Here is a 20,826-nt window from a genome sequence, read left to right on the forward strand (position 1 = left end):
ACACCACCGAACAGATCCGCCCATTGACGAGCGTGTTCGCTCGTGGTTTCTTGTGTGCGGTTATGTTGGGTAGGTGTGATGAGGAGCCCGCGTGTGAAGAAGACGTCGACCCGGCTCGCCGACGGTCGTGAGCTGCTCTACTACGACTCCCGCGACGACGTCGTGCGCGAGGCCGCCGACCCCCGGCCACTCGAACCGGTCGCCACCACCTCTCAGGTCCGCCACGACCCCCTGCTCGGCGACGCTGTCGCCGTCGCCTCGCACCGCCAGGCGCGCACGTACCACCCGCCTGCCGACGAATGCCCGCTGTGCCCGTCCCGGGACGGCCGCACCAGCGAGATCCCGGCCGCCGACTACGACGTAGCCGTCTTCGAGAACCGCTTCCCCTCGCTGGCCGGGGACTCCGGCCGCTGCGAGGTCGTCTGCTTCACCTCCGACCACGACGCCTCCTTCGCCGACCTCACCGAGGAACAGGCGGGCCTGGTCCTGGAGGCCTGGACCGACAGGACGGCGGAGCTGGCCGAGCTGCCCCAGGTGCGGCAGGTGTTCTGTTTTGAGAACCGGGGCGCGGAAATAGGCGTCACCCTCGGCCATCCGCACGGCCAGATCTACGGATACCCCTTCATCACGCCGCGCACGGCGCAGATGCTGCGCTCCGTGGACGCGCACCTGGCGAAAACCGGCCGCAATCTCTTCGACGACGTCGTCGCGGGCGAGCTCGCGGAGGGCGTGCGCGTGGTGCTGGAGGGCGAGCACTGGGTGGCCTTTGTGCCGTACGCCGCGCACTGGCCGTACGAAGTGCACCTCTACCCGAAGCTGCGGGTGCCGGACCTGCGGGCGCTCGACGAGGGGCCGCGCACAGAGTTCCCACAGATTTATCTGGAACTGTTGCGCAGGTTCGACCGGATCTTCGGCCCGGGTGAGCCGCCCACGCCGTACATCGCCGCCTGGCACCAGGCGCCGTTCGGCCACGTGGACGGTTTCGACCGACGCGAGTTCGGGCTTCACCTCGAGCTTTTCACCATCCGACGCACTTCGGGCAAGCTGAAGTTTCTCGCGGGTTCCGAATCCGGCATGAGTGTGTTCATCAACGATGTGCCGCCGGAGGCCGCGGCGGCGCGACTGCGAGAGGTAGCGAGCGAGTGAATCAGAAGTACATGGTCACGGGCGGTGCGGGGTACGCCGGCAGCGTGGTCGCGGCGCATCTCCTGGAGGCCGGCCACGAGGTCACCGTGCTCGACGACCTCTCCACCGGGTTCCGGGAGGGCGTCCCGGCGGGCGCCGACTTCATCGAGGGCCGCATCCAGGATGCCGCCGAATGGCTGGACTCCTCGTACGACGGCGTGCTGCACTTCGCCGCCTTCTCGCAGGTCGGCGAGTCCGTCGTCGACCCCGAGAAGTACTGGACGAACAACGTCGGCGGGACGATGGCGCTGTTGGCCGCGATGCGCACGGCGGGGGTGCGCAAGCTGGTCTTCTCGTCCACCGCCGCGACGTACGGGGAGCCGGTCGGCGCGCCCATCACGGAGGCGGCGGCCACCGCGCCGACCAATCCGTACGGCGCTTCCAAGCTCGCCGTCGACCACATGATCGGCGGCGAGTGCGCCGCGCACGGGCTGGCGGCGGTGTCGCTGCGCTACTTCAATGTCGCGGGGGCGTACGGGTCGCTTTCCGGTGTCACGTACGGCGAGAGGCACGACCCCGAATCGCACCTCATCCCGCTCGTCCTCCAAGTCGCCCAGGGCAGGCGCGAGGCGATCTCCGTCTACGGCGACGACTACCCGACCCCCGACGGCACCTGCGTCCGCGACTACATCCACGTCGCCGACCTCGCCGAGGCGCACCTGCTGGCCCTGGGCGCCGCCGACCCCGGCACGCACCTGATCTGCAACCTGGGCAACGGCAGCGGGTTCTCGGTCCGCGAAGTCGTCGAGACCGTACGCAAGGTCACCGGCCACCCGATCCCCGAGATCACCGCCCCGCGCCGGGCCGGCGATCCGGCCGTCCTGGTCGCATCGGCCGACCGGGCGCGCGAGACGCTCGGCTGGAAGCCGTCCCGTGCGGACCTCGCGGGGATCGTCGAGGACGCGTGGGCGTTCGCGAGGAGGGGAGATACGCAGGCATGAGCCAAATAGCCGCCGTCTTCGAGGAGTTGTACGGCGCCGAGCCGGACGGGGTGTGGGCGGCGCCCGGCCGGGTCAACCTCATCGGCGAGTACACCGACTTCAACGACGGCTTCGTGATGCCGCTGGCGCTGCCGCACACGGCCCTCGCGGCGGTTTCACGCCGGGACGACGGCGTTCTGCGGCTGCACTCGGCGGACGTCGACGGCGGCGTCGTCCAGTTGCGCACGGACGAGCTCGGGCCGCTCACGCCGCTCGCCCACGGGGGTTGGGCGGCGTACCCGGCGGGGGTCGTCTGGGCGCTGCGGGAGGCGGGGCACGCGGTCGCGGGCGCCGACATCCATGTGAGGTCGACGGTTCCGACGGGCGCGGGCCTTTCGTCGTCGGCTGCGCTGGAGGTGGTCACCGCGCTGGCCCTGAACGACCTGTACGACCTGGACCTGTCCGGCCCCCAACTGGCCGTGGTCGCGCAGCGCGCCGAGAACGCGTTCGTGGGTGTGCCCTGCGGGATCATGGACCAGACGGCGGCGGCGTGCTGTACGGAGGGCCACGCGCTGCATCTGGACACCCGGGACCTGTCGCGCCGCCAGGTCCTCTTCGACCTGGCCGCCCACGACCTCGCACTCCTGGTCGTCGACACGCGCGTCAAGCACGCCCTGGGCGACGGCGCGTACGCGGAACGCCGGGAGGGCTGCGAGGCGGGCGCGCGAGCTCTGTCGGTGCGGGCGCTGCGCGACGTCCCGTACGCGTCCCTTTCTGCGGCACTCGCCTCCCTCCCCGACGAGAGGATCCGCCGCTACGTACGCCATGTGGTGAGCGAAAACCACCGCGTGGAACGGGTGATCGCCCTCCTGGACGCATCCGACCCGCGCGCGGTGGGCCCTGTCCTCACCGAGGGCCACGCCTCACTGCGCGACGACCTCCGCGTGTCCTGTGCGGAACTGGACCTGGTGGTCGAGGCCGCGAACGCGGCGGGCGCGCTGGGGGCGCGGATGACGGGCGGGGGCTTCGGCGGGTCGGCGATCGTCCTGGCGGAGGCGGCCCTGATGGACACGATCACGAAGTCGATCGAAACGTCTTTCGCGACGGCATCGCGCATGCGTCCCCGCATTTTCCAGGCAGTCCCGTCCCGGGGAGCCCACCGCATCGCGTGAGGGGCGCAGTTGGTGGCGGCAGGACCGGGGGCAGTCGGCCCCCGGGTCAAGCCAGCCGCTTCGCCAGGGTGAACTCCGTAACCCCTGGCGGGTAGTTGTCGATCCGGCCGGTTATCTCGTAGCCCAACTTCCGGTAGAAGTCCGGCGCCTGGAAGTCCCACGTCTCCACGCGGGCGTACCGGCAGTCACGGTCCTCCTGTGCCGTTCGCTCCGCCTGCCTCAGCAGGCGCGAGCCCAGGCCCGTTCCGCGGTGTTCGTCGGATACCCACAGCAGGCCGATGTGGAGCCAGTGGCCCCAGGTGAAGCCGTCGAGGCCGGCCACCAGTTCGTCGCCGTCGTCCAACGCCCAGAGCTGGAGCGGGATTTCGTCCTCGGCCGGGGTTCCGTTCAGTGCGGCCATCGCCGGGGAACGGCCCGTGTTCGTGGCTTCGAGTCGCTCCTCCAACACAGAGCGTCGTTCTTTGTCGACTTCTGTCTCAATGCGAAACATGAGGCACACCTTAAACACCTCGGCCAATCAGTTCTGTGAATTACCTTCCGCTCGCCGCCCCCGCCCGTACGCTGAAGCAGAGCGCCGGTGGGGGCCGGTGCTCTGATCAGGGGGCGAGACAGTCGGGTACGTCGCCCGGGGTGGGGCAGCAGCAGTCAGTGTGCGGCGGCGGCCGCGTCGTGATTGCGATGACCTCATCTCCGGGCGGCGTGCCCGCTATGGTCGCTCCCCGACCGGGGGTCCGGGGGGATCCTCCGGACAACGCAGCCTGGGGGTGTCTGTGGTTCGTATCCGGGTACTGGTGGTGGACGATCACCGCATCTTCGCCGAGTCGCTCGCCGCGGCCCTCGCCGCCGAGCCCGACGTGGAGGTGTCCGCGGCCGGCAGCGGCCCGGCTGCGCTGCGCTGCCTGGAGCGGGCGGCGGCGGAAAGCCGCAGATTCGACGTCATGCTCATCGATGCCGACCTCGGCAGCAGCAGCACATCCGGGCTTGTGGCCCGCCCCGTCCATCTGCCCGAACCGGGTGAGGAAGGCCTCGTCGACGGCATCTCGCTGGTGGCGGGCGTCCGTTCGGGACAGCCGTCCGTCCGTACGGTCGTACTCGCCGAGAAGGACGATCCCCGCCGCGCCGCCCTCGCCCTCCAGGCCGGGGCCTCCGGCTGGGTCGCCAAGGACTGCTCGCTGCAGCGGCTGCTGGCCGTCATCCGCGGCGTACTGCGCGACGAGACGCACCTGCCGCCGGCGCTTCTGACCGGCGTACTGCGGGAGTTGACCGCAGCCCGCAAGCACCGCACCGAGAGCGAGCGGCTCGTCGAGTCGCTGACGCCGCGCGAGCGGGAGGTGCTGCGCTGCATGGTGGCCGGGCTCGGCCGCAAAGCGGTCGCCGAGCGGCTCTTCCTCTCCCCGCACACCGTCCGCACGCACATGCAGAACGTGCTGGGGAAGCTCGGCGTGCACTCCACCCTCGCCGCGGTCGCCCTGGCCAGGCGCGCGGGCGTGGGCCCGGCGGACCTAGCCGGGGATGTTGTCGAACGGGGCGGTCAACTGGCGTAGCAGCCCGGCCAGTTCGCCGCGCTGCGCGCGCGATAGCTCGCCGAGGATCGCCCGCTCCTGCGCGAGCAGCCCGGCCAGTGCCTCGTCGGCACGGTCACGGCCCTCCGCGGTGAGCCGCACCAGAACACCACGGCGGTCGCTGGGGTCCGGCAGCCGCTCGACGAGGCCCTTCTTCGCGAGCCGGTCGATGCGGTTGGTCATGGTGCCCGAGGTGACCAGCGTCTGGGTCAGCAACTGGCCCGGCGAGAGCTGATACGGGTCGCCCGCGCGCCGCAGCGACGTCAGTACGTCGAACTCCCACGGCTCCAGCTGATGCTCGGAGAACGCGATCCGGCGGGCGCGGTCGAGGTGGCGGGCCAGCCTGGAGACACGGCTGAGGACCTCGAGCGGTTCCACGTCGAGGTCGGGGCGCTCGCGGCGCCATGCTGCGACCAGTCGGTCGACCTCGTCCTCCATAGCGATCAGTGTAGGGGGTCTGTCGACATGAAGTCTCTTGGCATCGAGTTTCTTGACATCGAGAGAGTTGTCTCGGGAAGCTGTTGAGCATGACCTCACCGACCTGGGACCCGCAGCAGTACCTCCGTCACGCCGGTCACCGCACCCGGCCCTTCGTCGACCTGCTCGCCCGTATCGACGCCCAACCCGCCCGCATTGCCGACCTCGGCTGCGGCGCCGGCAATGTCACTGCGCTGCTCGCCGACCGCTGGCCCGCCGCCCGTATCACCGGGTACGACAACTCCCCGCAGATGCTGGAGCAGGCCGAGCAGTACGTAGGGCCGCTGCTCGACTTCGCGTACGCCGACGCCGCCACTTGGACGCCCGAAGAGACGTACGACCTGATCGTCTCCAACGCCCTGCTCCAGTGGGTGCCGGGCCATGCCGACCGCTTCCCGGTCTGGCTCGACGCCCTCACCCCCGGCGGCACCTTCGCCTTCCAAGTGCCCGGAAACTTCACCGCCCCCAGCCACACCATCCTGGCGGACCTGCGCGAATCCCCCCGCTGGCGGGACCGGCTGCGCGGTGTGGGCGACCGTGCAGGCGCCGTCCTCGAACCGGAGGACTACCTGAACCGGCTCACCGCCCTCGGCTGCGCGGCCGACGTATGGGAGACGACGTACCTTCAGATCCTCCAGGGCGAGGACCCGGTCCTGGACTGGGTGAAGGGCACCGCCCTGCGCCCGGTCTTCACGGCACTTGCCGACGACCCCGAGGCCCGCGACGCCTTCACCGCCGAATACGCCACCGCCTTGCGCGCCGCATACCCTGCCGGACCGCACGGCACGGTGTTCCCGTTCCGCCGCATCTTCGCGGTCGCGCGGAAGGGTGGTGCCTGATGCTGGTGGCCGTCGCCCACGTCCAGCTTGCCGCCCCGGCCGGTTCCGAGGACGCGCTGCGCGCGTTCTACGTCGATGCGCTCGGGATGGACGAGTTCGCGAAGCCGCCGGTACTTGCGGCCAGGGGAGGGTGCTGGTTCCGGGCCGGGGCGGTCCAGTTGCACCTCGGGATCGAGGCCGGATTCAGGCCCGCCAGGAAGGCGCACCCCGGACTGCGCGTCACCGGCATCGACGCGTACGCCGCCCGCCTGGAGGCCCACGGCGTACGGATCACCTGGGACGGCAACTTGCCGGGGCACCGGCGCTTCTATGCCGAGGATCCGGTGGGCAACCGGCTGGAGTTCCTGGAGCCGAGCGTCGCGTGAGCGGCGGTCGACGCATCATCAAATCTTTAACTGGCGCCGCCGACATGCCTCCTTGCTGGGGAAGCGCACGGATCGCCTGTCCGGTTTGCGGGCAATTGCGGCTCATGCCAGTCTGGAGTGACAGCCGCAATCCAAGGAGATGGTCCCATGATCATGGACCGCACTTCCCCGGTCGAGACGGCCGCACTGACCACCCAGGTGGAGGGCTTGCTGGACTCCGCCGAACCCGAGGGCGTCTTCCGCGACACGCGTGAGTGCAAGGGTGCCTTCCTGCTTCTCGCACTCCTGCTGGCGTCGCCGCCCACGCCCCGTCCGAAGACGGAAACCCGGTAGAGGGGTTTGCGTTGGCTGAACAGGCGCAGGGAGCAGTGCCGCTGAGCGCTGTGATCGCTGATGCCGCAAGCGGAGTCGCCCTTGCCCTCCAGGGTGAGGGCGATCCGTATGCGCTCTCCCGCATTGTCCGCCAGGGTGACGCCCTGGCGCTGGCCGCGATCCGGGTGCTGGGCGCCGATGCGCTCGCTCCGTACGCGCTGGACCACCGCGCAGGACCCGGTGGCGAGGACGACCAAGCGGTAGTGCGGCAGGTACTTACCGCATACCCGCCGGGGGTTGACGCCTCCGATGTGTCCGTGTGGAGCTACCGCGGGCTGGTCGAGGCCTCGCACGCCTTCCTGCCGGGTGGCGTCGACCGCTTGCCGCAGGCGCCGCAGGCCGGAGCCGCCTGGGTCTCAGAAGACCCATGGCCAAAGCTTTCTCACCGGGCGTCACAACTGGCTGCGCTCGCCCTCCCCGGACTCGCGCCGGGCCTGGCCGACGGGCTGGCGGCCCGTACGGACGACCTGGCCCGCGGTTTCGTCCGGGCGGTACGCCGCAGGGACTGGCTGCAGGCCGCCGGTCTCGGCCGCTGGCTGGCCCGGCTGCCGGACGTGCCGCCGACGCTGGGGCTCGACAACGGGCTGGCGTTCGTCCGCCGGATGAGCGAAGGCGACGCCCGGGTGGCGCTCCATGTCGTGGCCGCACGGCAGTTCTACGGACGGGGTTGGTGAGCGGTGGCCGGGGCGCCCCGGCTCTGCTCGACCGCATGGTCGGCGACAGCCTGGGGTGGCTCGAAGGGGTGCGGGCCCACTTCACCCTGCCCCCGAACGTGACGACGGACGCCGATCCCAACCTGACCCTCAAACCTCTCGGCGAACTGGCCGAACTGACCCAGTTCGTCAGGACATCGAACCCCCGCCGTGACATCCGGGAGGTGGCGGACGGGCTGTTCGCCTTCGCCTGGAACGAGACACGGGACGGTGAGCTGTTCGCGGAGCTGATCCGTGGCGAACCCCATGCGACGTATCCGGTGGAAATGTACGGGGTCTTCGCACAGGCAGGACTGCGCAACGCCGCCGTGGAGGAGCTGTTGTCCGCCACGACAGGGCTGCGCAGTTGGCGGGTGGCCCGCGAGGATCACACCCGTACGCTCGGAGTGCTCAACGCCGAGCGTCGGATCGGCCTGCTCCAGCACGCCGACTTCGACGGTGTGCTGGAGCTGACCGGCCTGGGCCTGATGCCCGAGCCGTGGGCGCTGGACCGCAAGGCGGCGTACGGCATGACCCATGACGTCTTCCACCTCACCGACTGGGGTCGCGCCCGCCGACGATTGCCGCAAGCGCACGCCGACTACCTGCGGCTCTGGTTGCCCTCCTGGCTGGAGACCTGGCTGGAGGAGCAACTGTGGGACCTGGCAGGCGAGTTGCTCGCCGTGACGGCCTGCCTGCCCTCGGCCCCGTACGATCCGGTGGCCTGGCAGCGGCTGGCGGACGCGCAGGCGGACGACGGCAGCGTGCCCGAGAGGGGCACGGCACCGCCCCCCGGAGACGGCGCCGAAGCCTTCACCGCCTGCTACCACTCCACGCTGGTGACGGCCTTCGCGGGGACGCTGGCGCGCATCGCCGCGGACGAGGCCGAGGCCGGGGCGGGATCAGCGCCGGGACCTGAAGCGGAAGCCGAGTACGAAAGCGAGGTGGCCCCGTGACAGCCGCAGCCACATCCGCAGCCGCTCCCCCCGCGCTGCTGCACAGTGTCGGGGACCGGGCTCTGACCTGGCTCGACGAGCACCGCGAGTACTTCAGGCTGACCCCTGACGACCGCGCCACCGGCAGAGCCGTCGTGGAACGGCTCAAGCCGATCGGGGAGTTGGCCATCAATATGCAGGTGCTCTTCCGGGAGGGCGTGGCGGGCTCGCGCCAGCACGCGCGCGCCGGGCAACTGCTGGACTTCACCTGGCGGGAGCTGCTGGACGGCGGCAATGTGCTGGCCGAGCTCCAGCACGACGAACCGTTCTCCCCCGTACCTCTGGAGATCTACGCGACGTTCCACGAGCTGGGTCTGCGCCATCCGGCACTGGAGTCTGCCGTGGAGGTCAGCCGCCGCACCCTCACGTGGCCGGCGCTGGACATGGTCCCCAGCCGACGCCTCGGCGTGCTCAACGCCGAACGCAAAATGGGCCTGGTGCCCAGCTCCGACTTCGACGCTGCCGTGAGCGGTACCTGGCTGGGCAGGCTGCCCGAGCCGTGGACGGTGCAGTTCCACATCGCGTACGACGTCACGCACACCGTCTTCCACCTCACCAACTGGGGCGCCGCGCCGGACCGTATCCCCCCGGAGATCGCCTCCTACCTCACGCTGTATCTGCCCGCCTGGATGGAGGACTGGGCGAACCTCGAACACTGGGACCTGCTCGGCGAACTCCTCGTCGTCGACGCGTGCCTGCCACGGCCCACGCTGGACGCGCAGACATGGGAGCGGTACGCCGCCGCCCAGTCCGCATCCGGCGCGATGCCCGAACAGCACGGGATGCCGGACGGCGATGCGGCGGAGGTCTTCGATGTCGTCCACCACCCCACCCTGGTGGCCGCGTTCGCCTCCGCGATGGCCATCTCCCGCGCCCTGTCGGCCGGCTGAGCCCGATGAGCTCCCTCGCGACCGCCCCCACCACAGCCCAGGAGGACCGCGTCGCGGGCCGCCTCGCCGGCGCACTCGCCGCGATCGATGCCCCGGACGTCGTGCTCGCCGTCACCCGTCACGGACGGCGGACCCTCGCCACCGGTGGAACCGCCCTGGCGCCCGCAGAAGTGCCCGCCGTACCGCGCGACGCGCTGCGCTATGAACTCGGCTCGATCAGCAAGACCTACAGCGTGCTGCTGCTGGCCGCCCTGGCCCGTTCGGGCGCCCTGTCCCTCGACGATCCGCTCACTGCCCACCTGCCGGGCGGTCTGCCGCTGCGCCACCCCGCCTCACGCCGGATCACGCTCCGCCATCTGGCCACCCATACGGCGGGACTGCCCCGCATCCCCCGCGATCTGGTGCCCGGCGCCGCGCTGCACCCGTACGCCAACGGCTACGCCGGGTACGGCACCGAACGCTTGCTGCGCGCCTTCGCCCGTACCCGGCCCCGCCACCGCCCCGGCACCCGCTGGCACTACTCCAACTTCGGGCTGGCCCTGCTGGCCCGCGCGATGTCCGGAGCCACGGGCGCCGACTACGCCGAGCTGCTGGCCGACCATGTGCTGCGCCCGCTGGGGCTGACCGGTACGACCCTGAACCAGAGCGGCGACACCCGCACCAATGCCACCGGGCACCGCAGAAACGGCAGCACACCGGTCCCCGGCGTCGAAGGCGGCGCCTTCACCGCCGCAGCCGGCGTACGCTCCACCCCCGGCGACGCGCTCACCTACCTGGAAGCGCACCTCGCCCCCGAGGCCACACCGCTGCGCCACGCGCTGCGCGACGTCCAGGTCCCGCAATTGCGCCGCGGTCTTCGGCGCCGCGAAACGCACACCCTGACCTGGTTCCAGCACCCGGCGCCGGGCGGCCCGCTGCTCTTCCACGCCGGGGCGACCTTCGGCCAGCAGGCATTGCTGGGCTTCCACCCGGCGTCCGGAACCGCACTGGCCGCGTTCGCGACCCGCCGAGGCGAATTCTGCCGCCTGGTGGGCACCGCCTACGCGCTGCTGTACGCGCTCGCCGCCGACGCCGCACATTGAGACCCCACACATTGAGACCCTGCCGGGGCGCCTCAGTTCTTGCGGTGGCCTATAAGGCGCGGTTTGGGCTCCAGGTTCTCCAGGCCGTGCCAGCACAGGTTCACCAGATGCGCCGCGACCTCCGCCTTCTTCGGCTTACGGACGTCCAGCCACCACTGGCCCGTCAGCGCGACCATGCCGACCAGCGCCTGGGCGTACAGCGGAGCCAGCTTCGGGTCGAAGCCGCGGGCCTTGAACTCCAAGCCCAGGATGTCCTCGACCTGCGTGGCGATATCGCTGATCAGCGATGCGAACGAGCCCGTCGACTGGGCCACCGGTGAATCGCGGACCAGGATGCGGAAGCCGTCCGTGTACGTCTCGATGTAGTCCAGGAGAGCGAACGCGGCCTGTTCGAGGAGTTCGCGGGGGTGACCGGCCGTAAGGGCGCCCGTGACCATGTCGAGCAGGCGCCGCATCTCCCGGTCGACCACGACGGCGTACAGGCCCTCCTTGCCGCCGAAGTGTTCGTACACGACGGGCTTGGAGACGCCGGCCTTCGCCGCGATCTCCTCCACCGACGTGCCTTCGAACCCCTTCTCCGCGAAGAGCGTGCGGCCGATGTCCAGCAGTTGTTCGCGGCGCTCCTTGCCGGTCATGCGGACGCGGCGCGCCCGTCGGCTGGGGGTGGGCCGGTTCTTCTCGTTGTTCGTACTACTGCCGTCGATCGCCACGTTGCCAATCATGCCGCTTCGGAGGGCTCACTCTTGCGCCGGGAGTCGATACGGTCCGCGCTCGGCCAGCGGACGTCGTACGCCCAGCCCGCCTTCTCGAACCAGCGGATCAGCCGCGCACTGGAATCGATCTGGCCCCTCATGACACCGTGCCGCGCCGAGGTGGGGTCGGCGTGGTGCAGGTTGTGCCAGGACTCGCCGCAGGAGAGCACGGCCAGCCACCACACGTTGCCCGACTTGTCGCGCGACTTGAAGGGGCGCTTGCCGACCGCGTGGCAGATGGAGTTGATCGACCACGTCACGTGGTGCAGCAGGGCCACCCGGACCATGGAGCCCCAGAAGAACGCCGTGAACGCGCCCCACCAGGACATCGTGACCAGACCGCCGACGAGCGGGGGCAGGGCCAGGGAGAGGATCGTCCAGTAGACGAAGTCGCGCGAGACGCGGCGGATCGCCGGGTCCTTGATCAGGTCCGGCGCGTACTTCTCCTGCGACGTCTGCTCCTCGTCGAACATCCATGCGATATGGGCCCACCACAGGCCCTTCATCAGCGCGGGGAGCGTCTCGCCGAACCGCCAGGGCGAGTGGGGGTCGCCTTCCGCGTCGGAGAACTTGTGGTGCTTGCGATGGTCGGCGACCCAGCGGACGAGGGGGCCCTCGACCGCCATCGAGCCCATGATCGCGAGCGCGATGCGCAGCGGCCGCTTCGCCTTGAAGGAGCCGTGCGTGAAGTAGCGGTGGAAGCCGATCGTGATGCCGTGGCAGCCGAGGTAGTACATGAAGACCAGCAGGCCCAGGTCGAGCCAGCTCACTCCCCATCCCCAGGCGAGCGGCACGGCCGCCAGAAGGGCTACGAACGGAACGGTGATGAAGAGGAGGAGAGCCAGCTGCTCGATGGAGCGCTTGGACTCGCCGCCGCGGGTGGCCAAGGGGGCCGATGCGTCGGTCGCCGCGTTCGGGGCGTCTTCGAGCACGTCGGGACTTGTGGTCATGGGGTCCCCTGTGGGGTGAGGGTGCGTGTCTGTGTGTGTCTCAAGCCAGGCTACGGTTGCGTAACCTACGGCGTCGTAAGTATGGCAGCGCTTTGCCCGGCGGCAAGAGGCCGCCGGTAACGGGTTCGCCCGTGCCGCCTATCCTGGGTGTCGTCGGACAGCGTGGTCCACAAACCTCCAGACGTGCTCAAACACTGCAAGGAGCCGCACCTGTGAGCAGTGCCGACCAGAACTCCAACACCAGCGCGGAGCTGCGTGCCGACATTCGCCGACTGGGCGACCTGCTGGGCGAAACGCTCGTCCGGCAGGAAGGGCCCGAGCTCCTCGAACTGGTCGAGCGGGTGCGTGCACTGACGCGCACCGACGGCGAGGCCGCCGCCGAACTGCTCGGCGACACCGACCTGGAGACCGCCGCCCGGCTGGTGCGCGCCTTCTCTACCTATTTCCATCTTGCCAACGTCACCGAACAGGTGCATCGCGGGCGTGAGCTGCGAGTGAAGCGCGCGGAAGAGGGCGGCCTTCTCGCCCGTACGGCGGACAGGCTCAAGGACGCCGATCCCGAGCACCTGCGCTCCACGGTCAAGAACCTCAACGTCAGGCCCGTCTTCACGGCGCACCCGACCGAGGCTGCCCGCCGGTCCGTACTGAACAAGCTGCGCCGCATCGCCGAGCTGCTCGAAACCCCGGTCATCGCCTCCGACCGGCGCCGCCACGACCTCCGTCTGGCCGAGTCGATCGACCTCATCTGGCAGACGGACGAGCTCCGCGTCGTACGCCCGGAGCCCGCCGACGAGGCGCGCAACGCCATCTACTACCTGGACGAGCTGCACGCCGGCGCCGTCGGGGACGTCCTGGAGGATCTTGCCGCCGAGCTTGAGCGTGTCGGCGTAGAGCTGCCCGCCGAAACGCGGCCGCTGACCTTCGGCACCTGGATCGGCGGCGACCGCGACGGGAACCCGAATGTGACGCCCGCCGTCACCTGGGAAGTGCTGATCCTGCAGCACGAGCACGGGATCACCGACGCCCTGGAGCTCGTCGACCAGCTGCGCGGACAGCTGTCGAACTCCATCCGCTACACCGGCGCCACCGAGGAGCTGCTGGCCTCGCTCCGGGCCGACCTGGAGCGGCTGCCCATCAGCCCCCGCTACAAGCGGCTGAACGCCGAGGAGCCGTACCGGCTCAAGGCCACCTGCATCCGGCAGAAGCTCGTCAACACGCGCGAGCGCCTCGCCAAGGGCACCCCGCACCGGCCCGGCATCGACTACCTCGGCACCGGCGAGCTCATCGAAGACCTGGCGCTCATCCAGACGTCGCTGCGCGAGCACCGCTGCGGCCTCTTCGCCGACGGCCGCATGGACCGTACGATCCGCACGCTCGCCGCCTTCGGGCTGCAGCTCGCCACGATGGACGTACGCGAGCACGCCGACGCGCACCACCACGCGCTCGGCCAGCTCTTCGACCGGCTGGGCGAGGAGTCCTGGCGGTACGCCGACATGCCGCGCGACTACCGGCAGAAGCTGCTCGCGAAGGAGCTGCGGTCGAGGCGCCCGCTGGCGCCGACGCCCGCGCCGCTGGACGCGGCCGGGGACAAGACGCTCGGCGTGTTCAGCACGATCAGGGAGGCGCTGGAGCGCTTCGGGCCCGAGGTGATCGAGTCGTACATCATCTCGATGTGCCAGGGCGCCGACGACGTCTTCGCCGCCGCCGTGCTGGCGCGCGAGGCGGGTCTCGTCGACCTGCACGCGGGCTGGGCGAAGATCGGCATCGTGCCGCTCCTGGAGACCACGGACGAGCTGCGCGCCGCCGATGTGATCCTCGACGAGATGCTCGCCGACCCGTCGTACCGGCGGCTGGTCTCGCTGCGCGGCGACGTGCAGGAAGTCATGCTCGGGTACTCCGACTCGTCGAAGTTCGGCGGCATCACCACCTCCCAGTGGGAGATCCACCGCGCCCAGCGCCGCCTGCGTGACGTCGCGCACCGGTACGGCGTACGCCTGCGGCTCTTCCACGGCCGCGGCGGCACCGTCGGCCGGGGCGGCGGCCCCTCGCACGACGCGATCCTCGCGCAGCCGTGGGGCACGCTGGAGGGCGAGATCAAGGTGACCGAGCAGGGCGAGGTCATCTCCGACAAGTACCTGGTGCCGTCCCTGGCCAGGGAGAACCTGGAGCTGACGGTCGCCGCCACGCTGCAGGCGTCCGCGCTGCACACCTCGCCCCGCCAGTCCGACGAGGCGCTCGCGCGCTGGGACGCGGCGATGGACACGGTGTCCGACGCGGCCCACACGGCGTACCGGCGGCTCGTCGAGGACCCGGACCTGCCCGCGTACTTCTTCGCGGCAACCCCGGTGGACCAGCTCGCCGACCTGCACCTGGGCTCGCGCCCCTCGCGCCGCCCGGACAGCGGTGCGGGCCTGGACGGGCTCCGGGCGATCCCGTGGGTCTTCGGGTGGACGCAGTCGCGGCAGATCGTGCCGGGCTGGTTCGGCGTCGGGTCCGGCCTCAAGGCGCTGCGCGAGGCGGGCCTGGACACGGTCCTGGACGAGATGCACGAGCGCTGGCACTTCTTCCAGAACTTCCTCTCCAACGTGGAGATGACGCTCGCGAAGACCGACCTGCGCATCGCCGGTCATTACGTCGACACGCTCGTCCCGGACGACCTGAAGCACGTCTTCGAGACGATCCGCGCCGAGCACGAGCTGACGGTGGCCGAGGTCCTGCGCATCACGGGCGGCAAGCAGCTGCTCGACTCCAACCCGGTGCTCCAGCAGACCTTCGCGATCCGTGACGCCTACCTGGACCCGATCTCCTACCTCCAGGTCTCGCTGCTGGCCCGCCAGCGCGCGGCGGCCGAGCGGAACGAGGAGGCCGATCCGCTGCTGGCCAGGGCGCTGCTGCTCACGGTCAACGGCGTGGCGGCGGGCCTGCGCAACACGGGCTGAGCCCAGCCTGCGACGCAGAGCCTGCGACGCAGAGCCTGCGACGCAGACACAGAGACGCAGACACAGAACGGCGGTGGTCCCTTCGGACCACCGCCGTTCGCGTGCTCGTTGCTCCGACTCAGTGGTTGCGGGCCGTGCGGCGTCGCGCCACCAGGTAGCCGCCGCCGGCGACCAGCGCGGCCGCGATCGCCGAGAGCATGCCGACGGGCGCACCGCTGCCGGTCTCGGCCAGGTCGCCGCCGCCGTTGCCGGACGGGGCCGGGGCGGGGTTCGCGGTCGAGGTCGGAGCAGCGGCGCCGGGCTTGTCCGGGGTCGCCTCGGAGGGTTCGGCGCTCGGCGTGCCCGAAGCGTCCTCGCCAGGCTTCTCACCCGGCTCCTCGCTCGGCTTTACGTCGTCGCCGGGGCAGTCGGTCCAGAAGACCTTGTGCTTGGCCTTGCCGTGTTCGCCGTCGAAGTTCCAGAACAGCTTGTAGTGGCCGTCGGGGAGCGTGAGGTCCACGGTGCGCTCGTGACCGTCGGCGTCGAGCGTCAGCGAACCGGCCTTGACCTGCACGCCCTTGACGTCGGCGGTCGGGGCCCACGCCTCGATGCGCCACTCCACCTGCTGCCCGGCGTCAAAACCGAACGCGTCGAGGTAGAAGGTGCAGACGTGCGGCTCGTTCTTGCGGAGTTCTTTGCCGGTCTCGGCGTCGTGGATTTTCACGGTGCCGTTGTCGCCGGGCGGGGTGGCGAACGCGGAGGGAGCGGTCAGCAGCGAGAGCGCGGCCGCCGTCACCACAGCGCCGATGGAAATACGAGTGCGCATGGGCAGTCCATCGTGAGAGGAGGGGTGCTGTGGGGGGCGGCTCAGCATCCTGTGAACTCACGGGACCGTCAAGGTGCGTTGTGATGCATCCGTACCGAGAACAGCCACTCGTCCCAGTAGTCCCGGGTAACGATCGGGTGAATGCGCCACTCCGCTTCCGCTGAGTCGGCTCGGCCGGGTGAGCGGGCTGAGCCGGAGTCAGAGCGTGAAGAACGACGCCGTCAGCAGCGCCCCGCCCGCCAGCGCCGCACCCCACGCCAGCCGCGTCATGCGCAGGCCGCCCGCGATCACCAGGGCCGAGAGGAGCAGGGCGCCGCCCAGCGGGATCCACGCGTGGAGGATGCCGGGGGCTCCGGCACGTACCGCTTCGGACGTGCCCGGCTTCAGGACCACCGGGAACTTCGCGCCCTTCTTGGTGCCGACCGACCTGTCGATGGTGACGGGGGAGCGGTCGGCCGCCGCGGGGTCCGCCGGGACGTACGGGCCCGTGCACGTCTCGTCGCCGCACTTGGCGACCGTCAGCGTGCCGTGCTCGCGGCCCTTGGAGAGCATGACGTGCTGGGCGGCGCCCCAGGAGGAGCGGATGCCGGCGACGAGCAGCAACAGGGCGACGCCGGCCATCGCCGCACGTCGGGCGTACAGGAGGGCTTGAGTCCGCTTCGTGGCCATGGAGGGCGATCCTTGGCCATCCGACCGCGCTCGGTCAACCTCTGGCCAATGATTGTGTCAGGAGTTGTACGTGGACTGCGCGCGTTCCAGGCCGTCGATGACCAGGCACTCCACCGCGTCCGCCGCCCGGTCCACCAGGTAGTCCAGCTCCTTGCGCTCCGTCGAGGAGAAGTCCTTCAGGACGAAGTCGGCCACCTGCATACGACCCGGCGGACGGCCGATGCCGAACCGCACGCGGTGGTAGTCGGGGCCCATCGCCTTGGTCATCGACTTCAGACCGTTGTGTCCGTTGTCGCCGCCGCCCAGCTTCAGCCGCAGCGTGCCGTAGTCGATGTCCAGCTCGTCGTGGATCGCGACGATGTTCGCCGTCGGCACCTTGTAGAAGTCGCGCAGCGCGGTGACGGGACCGCCGGACAGATTCATGTACGACATCGGCTTGGCCAGCACCACACGGCGGTTGCCGGGGCCGGGCGGGCCGATGCGGCCCTCGACGACCTGGGCGCGGGCCTTGTGCGCCTTGAACTTCGCCCGCATGCGGTCGGCGAGGAGGTCGGCGACCATGAAGCCGACGTTGTGGCGGTTGGCCGCGTAGTCCGGCCCCGGATTGCCCAGACCCACGATGAGCCAGGGGTCGGCTGCGTCCGTCATCTGCATATCTCCTTCATACGCCAGCCGCCGTCCCGCGCGCGGTGGCGCGGGACGGCGGCTGGACGGTGCTGGGCCCGGGGCTACAGCGATGTCCGGGGGAACAGCGGGGTTCAGACCGAGGCTCAGGCCTCGGCGCCCTCGGCGGCAGCCTCGGCCGGGGCCTCCTCGGCCTGCGGGGCCAGGACCTGGATGACGATGGCGTCCGGGTCGGTGACCAGGGTGGTGCCCTCGGGCAGCGGAACGTCCTTGGCGTGGATCGAGACACCGGCCTCAAGGCCCGCGATGGAGACCGTGACGGACTCGGGGATGTGCGTGGCCTCGGTCTCGACCGACAGCGTGTTCAGCACGTTCTCGAGGAGGTTGCCGCCCGGGGCCAGCTCGCCCTCGGTGTGCACGGCGACCTCGACCGTGACCTTCTCGCCCAGCTTGACCGCGAGCAGGTCGACGTGGGTGATGTTGCGCTTGATGGCGTCACGCTGGACGGCCTTGGGGATGACGAGCTCGGTCTTGCCGGCGACGTCGAGGCTCAGGAGCGCGTTGCTGGTCTTGAGCGCCATCATCAGCTCGTGACCCGGCAGCGTGACGTGTACGGGCTCGGCGCCGTGGCCGTAGATGACGCCGGGAACCTTGTTGGCGCGGCGGGTCTGACGGGCAGCGCCCTTGCCGAACTCGGTACGGACTTCAGCGGCGATCTTGATCTCAGCCATGGCTGCACTCCTCGCAGGTGACGAAAAACGGATGGGTCACCCGGCCACGAAACGGCCTGCTACGAAGAGCGCGTCGATAACGGATGCGCCGTACTGAATGAGTACGGCCTCCCTCGCCGAGCAACTCAGGGAGTCTACCCGGCGGGGAGGCCGTACCAGAAATCGATCTAGCTCAGGACCGGCCCGGAGCTGCTACGACTGCTCCTCGAAGAGGCTCGTGACGGAACCGTCCTCGAAGACCTCGCGCACCGCGCGGGCGATCGTCGGCGCCATCGACAGCACCGTGATCTTGTCGAGCTCCAGTTCGCCCGGCGTCGGCAGCGTGTTCGTCAGTACGAACTCGCTGACCTTGGAGTTCTTCAGCCGGTCCGCCGCCGGACCCGAGAGGATGCCGTGCGTCGCGGTGACGATGACGTCCTCCGCGCCGTTGGCGAACAGCGCCTCCGCCGCGGCGCAGATCGTGCCGCCCGTGTCGATCATGTCGTCGACCAGGACGCACACCCGGCCCTTGACCTCACCGACGACCTCGTGGACGGTCACCTGGTTGGCGACGTCCTTGTCGCGGCGCTTGTGGACGATCGCCAGCGGCGCGTCCAGCCGGTCGCACCAGCGGTCGGCGACGCGCACACGGCCGGCGTCCGGGGAGACGATCGTCAGCTTGTTCCTGTCGACCTTCGCGCCCACGTAGTCCGCCAGCACCGGCAGCGCGGAGAGGTGGTCCACCGGGCCGTCGAAGAAGCCCTGGATCTGGTCGGTGTGCAGGTCGACCGTGAGGATGCGGTCGGCGCCCGCGGTCTTCAGCAGGTCGGCGATCAGCCGGGCCGAGATCGGCTCGCGGCCACGGTGCTTCTTGTCCTGACGGGCGTAGCCGTACGACGGGATGATCACGGTGATGCTCCGAGCGGAAGCCCGCTTCAGAGCGTCGAGCATGATCAGCTGCTCCATGATCCACTTATTGATGGGGGCCGTGTGGCTCTGGATCAGGAAGCAGTCGGCGCCGCGCGCCGACTCCTGGAAACGGACGTAGATCTCACCATTGGCGAAGTCGAAAGCCTTCGTCGGCACGAGGCCGACACCCAACTGGTGCGCAACCTCCTCGGCCAGCTCGGGGTGGGCGCGGCCGGAGAAGAGCATCAGCTTCTTCTCGCCGGTCGTCTTGATCCCGGTCACAGCACTGTCTCCTCAGACGTGATTCATTGCTGCTGCGCCCGCACGCCTTTGAATCGCATACGAGCCAGCCGAATTGTGTGCACCTATCACGGTACGCCGTCGGGGGCGCACCTGTTTCCGGTCAGCTGTCGGCTTCGGCCTCGTCGGCCGCCGCCTGAGCCGCCTGTGCGGCAGCACTTCCCGGACGCTTGCGAGCCACCCAGCCCTCGATATTCCGTTGCTGCCCACGGGCAACGGCGAGCGAACCGGGCGGCACATCCTTGGTGATGACGGAGCCGGCGGCGGTGTACGCGCCGTCCCCGACCGTGACAGGCGCCACAAACATGTTGTCCGAGCCCGTCCGGCAGTGGGAGCCGATCGTGGTGTGGTGCTTGGTCTCGCCGTCGTAGTTCACGAAGACGCTCGCGGCGCCGATGTTCGTGTGGTCGCCGATGGTGGCGTCCCCGACGTACGAGAGGTGCGGCACCTTCGTGCCCTCGCCGATCACGGCGCTCTTCATCTCCACGTACGCACCGGCCTTGGACTTCGGACCGAGCTTGGTGCCGGGCCGCAGATACGTGTACGGGCCGACGGTCGCCCCCTCGCCGATCTCCGCACGGTCCGCCACCGTGTTGTCGACGCGGGCGCCCCGGTCGACGACCGTGTCCTTGAGGCGGGTGTTGGGGCCGACTTCGCAGCCCTCGCCGAGGTGGGTCGCACCGAGCAGCTGGGTGCCGGGGTGGACGACCGAGTCCTGGTCGAACGTCACCGTCACGTCGATGAACGTCGACGCCGGGTCGATCACCGTCACGCCGCTGAGCATCGCGCGCTCGAGAAGACGGACGTTGAGCAGCCTGCGCGCCTCGGCCAGCTGCACGCGGTTGTTGATGCCCAGGATCTCCCGGTGGTCGGCGGCGACCGCCGCGCCCACCCGGTGCCCGGCCTCGCGCAGGATGCCGAGGACGTCCGTGAGGTACTCCTCGCCCTGGCTGTTGTCCGTACGGACCTTGCCGAGCGCGTCGGCGAGCAGCCGGCCGTCGAAGGCGAAGACGCCCGAGTTGATCTCGCTGATCGCGCGCTGCGTCTCGGTCGCGTCCTTGTGCTCGACGATCGCGGTGACGGCGCCGGTGGCCTCGTCCCGCACGATCCGGCCGTACCCCGTGGAGTCGGGGACCTCGGCGGTCAGCACGGTGCAGGCGTTGCCGTCGGCCGCGTGCGTGCGCGCGAGCTCGGTCAGGGTGTCGCCGGCCAGCAGCGGCGTGTCGCCGCAGACGACGACCACGGTCCCGTCGATCCCGCCGCCGAGCTGCTCCAGGCCCATCCGGACGGCGTGTCCGGTGCCCTTCTGCTGCTCCTGTACGGCGGTACGGGCCTCGGGGTCGATCTCGCCCAGGTGCGCCGCGACCTGCTCGCGGGCGTGGCCGACGACCACGACGAGGTGCTCGGGGTTCAGTTCTCGGGAGGCGGCGACGACGTGCCCGACGAGCGAGCGCCCGCTGATCTCGTGCAGAACCTTGGGGATGGCCGACTTCATGCGGGTGCCCTCACCCGCTGCGAGGACGACGACGGCGGCCGGATTGGCGCTCACGGTGATGCCCTTCGGCTTCGGGTGGTGGACACCCGCAGGATACCGGGGGGCCTCAGGACCGAAACGCG

22 protein-coding genes are annotated in these 20,826 nt (G+C 70.2%); 12 read left to right on the forward strand and 10 right to left on the reverse strand.

All coding sequences use genetic code 11. The features are described 5' to 3' along the window. Positions 1–93 precede the first annotated feature (93 nt). From galT to galK, 3 genes are read left to right on the forward strand one after another with little or no spacing between them, the layout of a single operon-like run. Entirely contained in the window at positions 94–1,146 is a 1,053-nt protein-coding gene (gene galT, locus J7I98_RS06535) for a galactose-1-phosphate uridylyltransferase (protein WP_214919605.1), read from the forward strand. An 11-nt stretch (positions 1,147–1,157) separates the two neighbouring features. Beyond that, positions 1,158–2,126, forward strand: coding sequence for a UDP-glucose 4-epimerase GalE (gene galE / locus J7I98_RS06540; protein WP_214919696.1), 969 nt, complete (start codon positions 1,158–1,160; stop codon positions 2,124–2,126). After that, entirely contained in the window at positions 2,123–3,277 is a 1,155-nt protein-coding gene (galK, locus tag J7I98_RS06545; protein ID WP_214919606.1) for a galactokinase, read from the forward strand. Before galE ends, galK begins: the two co-directional genes overlap by 4 nt. A gap of 46 nt (positions 3,278–3,323) precedes the next feature. Here galK and J7I98_RS06550 read toward each other — a convergent pair whose 3' ends face one another. Then, positions 3,324–3,767 (reverse strand): N-acetyltransferase, encoded by a 444-nt coding sequence (locus J7I98_RS06550; RefSeq protein WP_214919607.1) that lies wholly within the window; start codon positions 3,765–3,767, stop codon positions 3,324–3,326. Positions 3,768–4,047: 280 nt separating this feature from the next. Here J7I98_RS06550 and J7I98_RS06555 point away from each other — a divergent pair, with 280 nt between their 5' ends. Then, the gene (locus tag J7I98_RS06555; protein WP_214919608.1) at positions 4,048–4,821 is read left to right on the forward strand and encodes a response regulator transcription factor; all 774 of its coding nucleotides are present in this window, start codon (positions 4,048–4,050) and stop codon (positions 4,819–4,821) included. Here J7I98_RS06555 and tamR read toward each other — a convergent pair. Further along, complete coding sequence (gene tamR / locus J7I98_RS06560; protein WP_214919609.1) at positions 4,780–5,277, reverse strand: MarR family transcriptional regulator TamR; 498 nt, start codon at positions 5,275–5,277, stop codon at positions 4,780–4,782. The two genes, J7I98_RS06555 and tamR, sit on opposite strands and share 42 nt — an antisense overlap. Positions 5,278–5,366: 89 nt before the next feature. On the opposite strand from tamR, the gene J7I98_RS06565 reads away from it, so the two are divergent. The 7 genes from J7I98_RS06565 (at position 5,367) to J7I98_RS06595 (ending at position 10,551) form a co-directional block, all read left to right on the forward strand. Further along, a complete protein-coding gene (locus J7I98_RS06565; protein ID WP_214919610.1) occupies positions 5,367–6,155 on the forward strand; it encodes a trans-aconitate 2-methyltransferase in 789 nt (262 codons plus the stop codon). Beyond that, the gene (locus J7I98_RS06570) at positions 6,155–6,520 is read left to right on the forward strand and encodes a VOC family protein (RefSeq protein WP_214919611.1); all 366 of its coding nucleotides are present in this window, start codon (positions 6,155–6,157) and stop codon (positions 6,518–6,520) included. The genes J7I98_RS06565 and J7I98_RS06570 overlap by 1 nt, the downstream gene beginning before the upstream one ends. A 147-nt stretch (positions 6,521–6,667) precedes the next feature. Then, complete coding sequence (locus tag J7I98_RS06575) at positions 6,668–6,853, forward strand: hypothetical protein (protein ID WP_214919612.1); 186 nt, start codon at positions 6,668–6,670, stop codon at positions 6,851–6,853. An 11-nt stretch (positions 6,854–6,864) separates the two neighbouring features. Beyond that, complete coding sequence (locus J7I98_RS06580; protein WP_251020198.1) at positions 6,865–7,566, forward strand: hypothetical protein; 702 nt, start codon at positions 6,865–6,867, stop codon at positions 7,564–7,566. Then, on the forward strand, positions 7,563–8,540 hold the full coding sequence (locus tag J7I98_RS06585) for a hypothetical protein (protein ID WP_214919613.1): 978 nt from the start codon (positions 7,563–7,565) through the stop codon (positions 8,538–8,540). The genes J7I98_RS06580 and J7I98_RS06585 overlap by 4 nt, the downstream gene beginning before the upstream one ends. Further along, positions 8,537–9,469, forward strand: coding sequence for a hypothetical protein (locus J7I98_RS06590; protein ID WP_214919614.1), 933 nt, complete (start codon positions 8,537–8,539; stop codon positions 9,467–9,469). The genes J7I98_RS06585 and J7I98_RS06590 overlap by 4 nt, the downstream gene beginning before the upstream one ends. A 5-nt stretch (positions 9,470–9,474) precedes the next feature. After that, positions 9,475–10,551 carry a serine hydrolase gene (locus J7I98_RS06595; protein ID WP_214919615.1) on the forward strand — a complete coding sequence of 359 codons (1,077 nt, stop codon included), beginning with the start codon at positions 9,475–9,477 and terminating at the stop codon, positions 10,549–10,551. A gap of 32 nt (positions 10,552–10,583) precedes the next feature. Here the strand turns inward: J7I98_RS06595 and J7I98_RS06600 are convergent, their stop codons facing one another. Next, positions 10,584–11,273, reverse strand: coding sequence for a TetR/AcrR family transcriptional regulator (locus tag J7I98_RS06600; RefSeq protein ID WP_214919616.1), 690 nt, complete (start codon positions 11,271–11,273; stop codon positions 10,584–10,586). Then, entirely contained in the window at positions 11,270–12,253 is a 984-nt protein-coding gene (locus J7I98_RS06605; RefSeq protein WP_214919617.1) for an acyl-CoA desaturase, read from the reverse strand. The genes J7I98_RS06600 and J7I98_RS06605 overlap by 4 nt, the downstream gene beginning before the upstream one ends. Positions 12,254–12,465: 212 nt before the next feature. Here J7I98_RS06605 and ppc point away from each other — a divergent pair, with 212 nt between their 5' ends. After that, a complete protein-coding gene (gene ppc, locus J7I98_RS06610) occupies positions 12,466–15,192 on the forward strand; it encodes a phosphoenolpyruvate carboxylase (protein ID WP_214919618.1) in 2,727 nt (908 codons plus the stop codon). 118 nt (positions 15,193–15,310) lie between these two features. Here ppc and J7I98_RS06615 read toward each other — a convergent pair whose 3' ends face one another. The 6 genes from J7I98_RS06615 to glmU form a co-directional block, all read right to left on the reverse strand. After that, positions 15,311–15,997 carry an LPXTG cell wall anchor domain-containing protein gene (locus J7I98_RS06615; protein ID WP_214919619.1) on the reverse strand — a complete coding sequence of 229 codons (687 nt, stop codon included), beginning with the start codon at positions 15,995–15,997 and terminating at the stop codon, positions 15,311–15,313. 198 nt (positions 15,998–16,195) lie between these two features. Beyond that, positions 16,196–16,666: a hypothetical protein gene (locus J7I98_RS06620; RefSeq protein WP_214919620.1), complete on the reverse strand. Its 471-nt coding sequence runs from the start codon at positions 16,664–16,666 to the stop codon at positions 16,196–16,198. A gap of 57 nt (positions 16,667–16,723) precedes the next feature. Then, on the reverse strand, positions 16,724–17,314 hold the full coding sequence (gene pth, locus J7I98_RS06625) for an aminoacyl-tRNA hydrolase (protein ID WP_214919621.1): 591 nt from the start codon (positions 17,312–17,314) through the stop codon (positions 16,724–16,726). A gap of 122 nt (positions 17,315–17,436) precedes the next feature. Continuing rightward, entirely contained in the window at positions 17,437–18,021 is a 585-nt protein-coding gene (locus J7I98_RS06630) for a 50S ribosomal protein L25/general stress protein Ctc (protein ID WP_214919622.1), read from the reverse strand. 192 nt (positions 18,022–18,213) lie between these two features. Then, entirely contained in the window at positions 18,214–19,191 is a 978-nt protein-coding gene (locus tag J7I98_RS06635) for a ribose-phosphate diphosphokinase (protein WP_214919623.1), read from the reverse strand. A gap of 121 nt (positions 19,192–19,312) precedes the next feature. Then, positions 19,313–20,758 (reverse strand): bifunctional UDP-N-acetylglucosamine diphosphorylase/glucosamine-1-phosphate N-acetyltransferase GlmU, encoded by a 1,446-nt coding sequence (gene glmU, locus J7I98_RS06640; RefSeq protein ID WP_308377692.1) that lies wholly within the window; start codon positions 20,756–20,758, stop codon positions 19,313–19,315. Between the last annotated feature and the right edge of the window lie 68 nt (positions 20,759–20,826).

It is taken from the genome of Streptomyces sp. ISL-98 (assembly GCF_018614055.1).
In the GTDB taxonomy this organism is placed as follows: Bacteria; Actinomycetota; Actinomycetes; order Streptomycetales; family Streptomycetaceae; genus Streptomyces; species Streptomyces spiramyceticus.

Bases quoted from the DNA above. Each gene is read 5' to 3' on its own strand.
- J7I98_RS06620 (WP_214919620.1), bottom strand. From the start codon at position 16,666: ATGGCCACGAAGCGGACTCAAGCCCTCCTGTACGCCCGACGTGCGGCG.
- galE (WP_214919696.1), top strand. From the start codon at position 1,158: ATGGTCACGGGCGGTGCGGGGTACGCCGGCAGCGTGGTCGCGGCGCAT.
- pth (WP_214919621.1), bottom strand. From the start codon at position 17,314: ATGACGGACGCAGCCGACCCCTGGCTCATCGTGGGTCTGGGCAATCCG.
- J7I98_RS06605 (WP_214919617.1), bottom strand. From the start codon at position 12,253: ATGACCACAAGTCCCGACGTGCTCGAAGACGCCCCGAACGCGGCGACC.
- J7I98_RS06550 (WP_214919607.1), bottom strand. From the start codon at position 3,767: ATGTTTCGCATTGAGACAGAAGTCGACAAAGAACGACGCTCTGTGTTG.
- J7I98_RS06595 (WP_214919615.1), top strand. From the start codon at position 9,475: ATGAGCTCCCTCGCGACCGCCCCCACCACAGCCCAGGAGGACCGCGTC.
- galK (WP_214919606.1), top strand. From the start codon at position 2,123: ATGAGCCAAATAGCCGCCGTCTTCGAGGAGTTGTACGGCGCCGAGCCG.
- J7I98_RS06575 (WP_214919612.1), top strand. From the start codon at position 6,668: ATGATCATGGACCGCACTTCCCCGGTCGAGACGGCCGCACTGACCACC.
- J7I98_RS06565 (WP_214919610.1), top strand. From the start codon at position 5,367: ATGACCTCACCGACCTGGGACCCGCAGCAGTACCTCCGTCACGCCGGT.
- J7I98_RS06630 (WP_214919622.1), bottom strand. From the start codon at position 18,021: ATGGCTGAGATCAAGATCGCCGCTGAAGTCCGTACCGAGTTCGGCAAG.
- J7I98_RS06615 (WP_214919619.1), bottom strand. From the start codon at position 15,997: ATGCGCACTCGTATTTCCATCGGCGCTGTGGTGACGGCGGCCGCGCTC.
- J7I98_RS06600 (WP_214919616.1), bottom strand. From the start codon at position 11,273: ATGATTGGCAACGTGGCGATCGACGGCAGTAGTACGAACAACGAGAAG.
- tamR (WP_214919609.1), bottom strand. From the start codon at position 5,277: ATGGAGGACGAGGTCGACCGACTGGTCGCAGCATGGCGCCGCGAGCGC.
- J7I98_RS06570 (WP_214919611.1), top strand. From the start codon at position 6,155: ATGCTGGTGGCCGTCGCCCACGTCCAGCTTGCCGCCCCGGCCGGTTCC.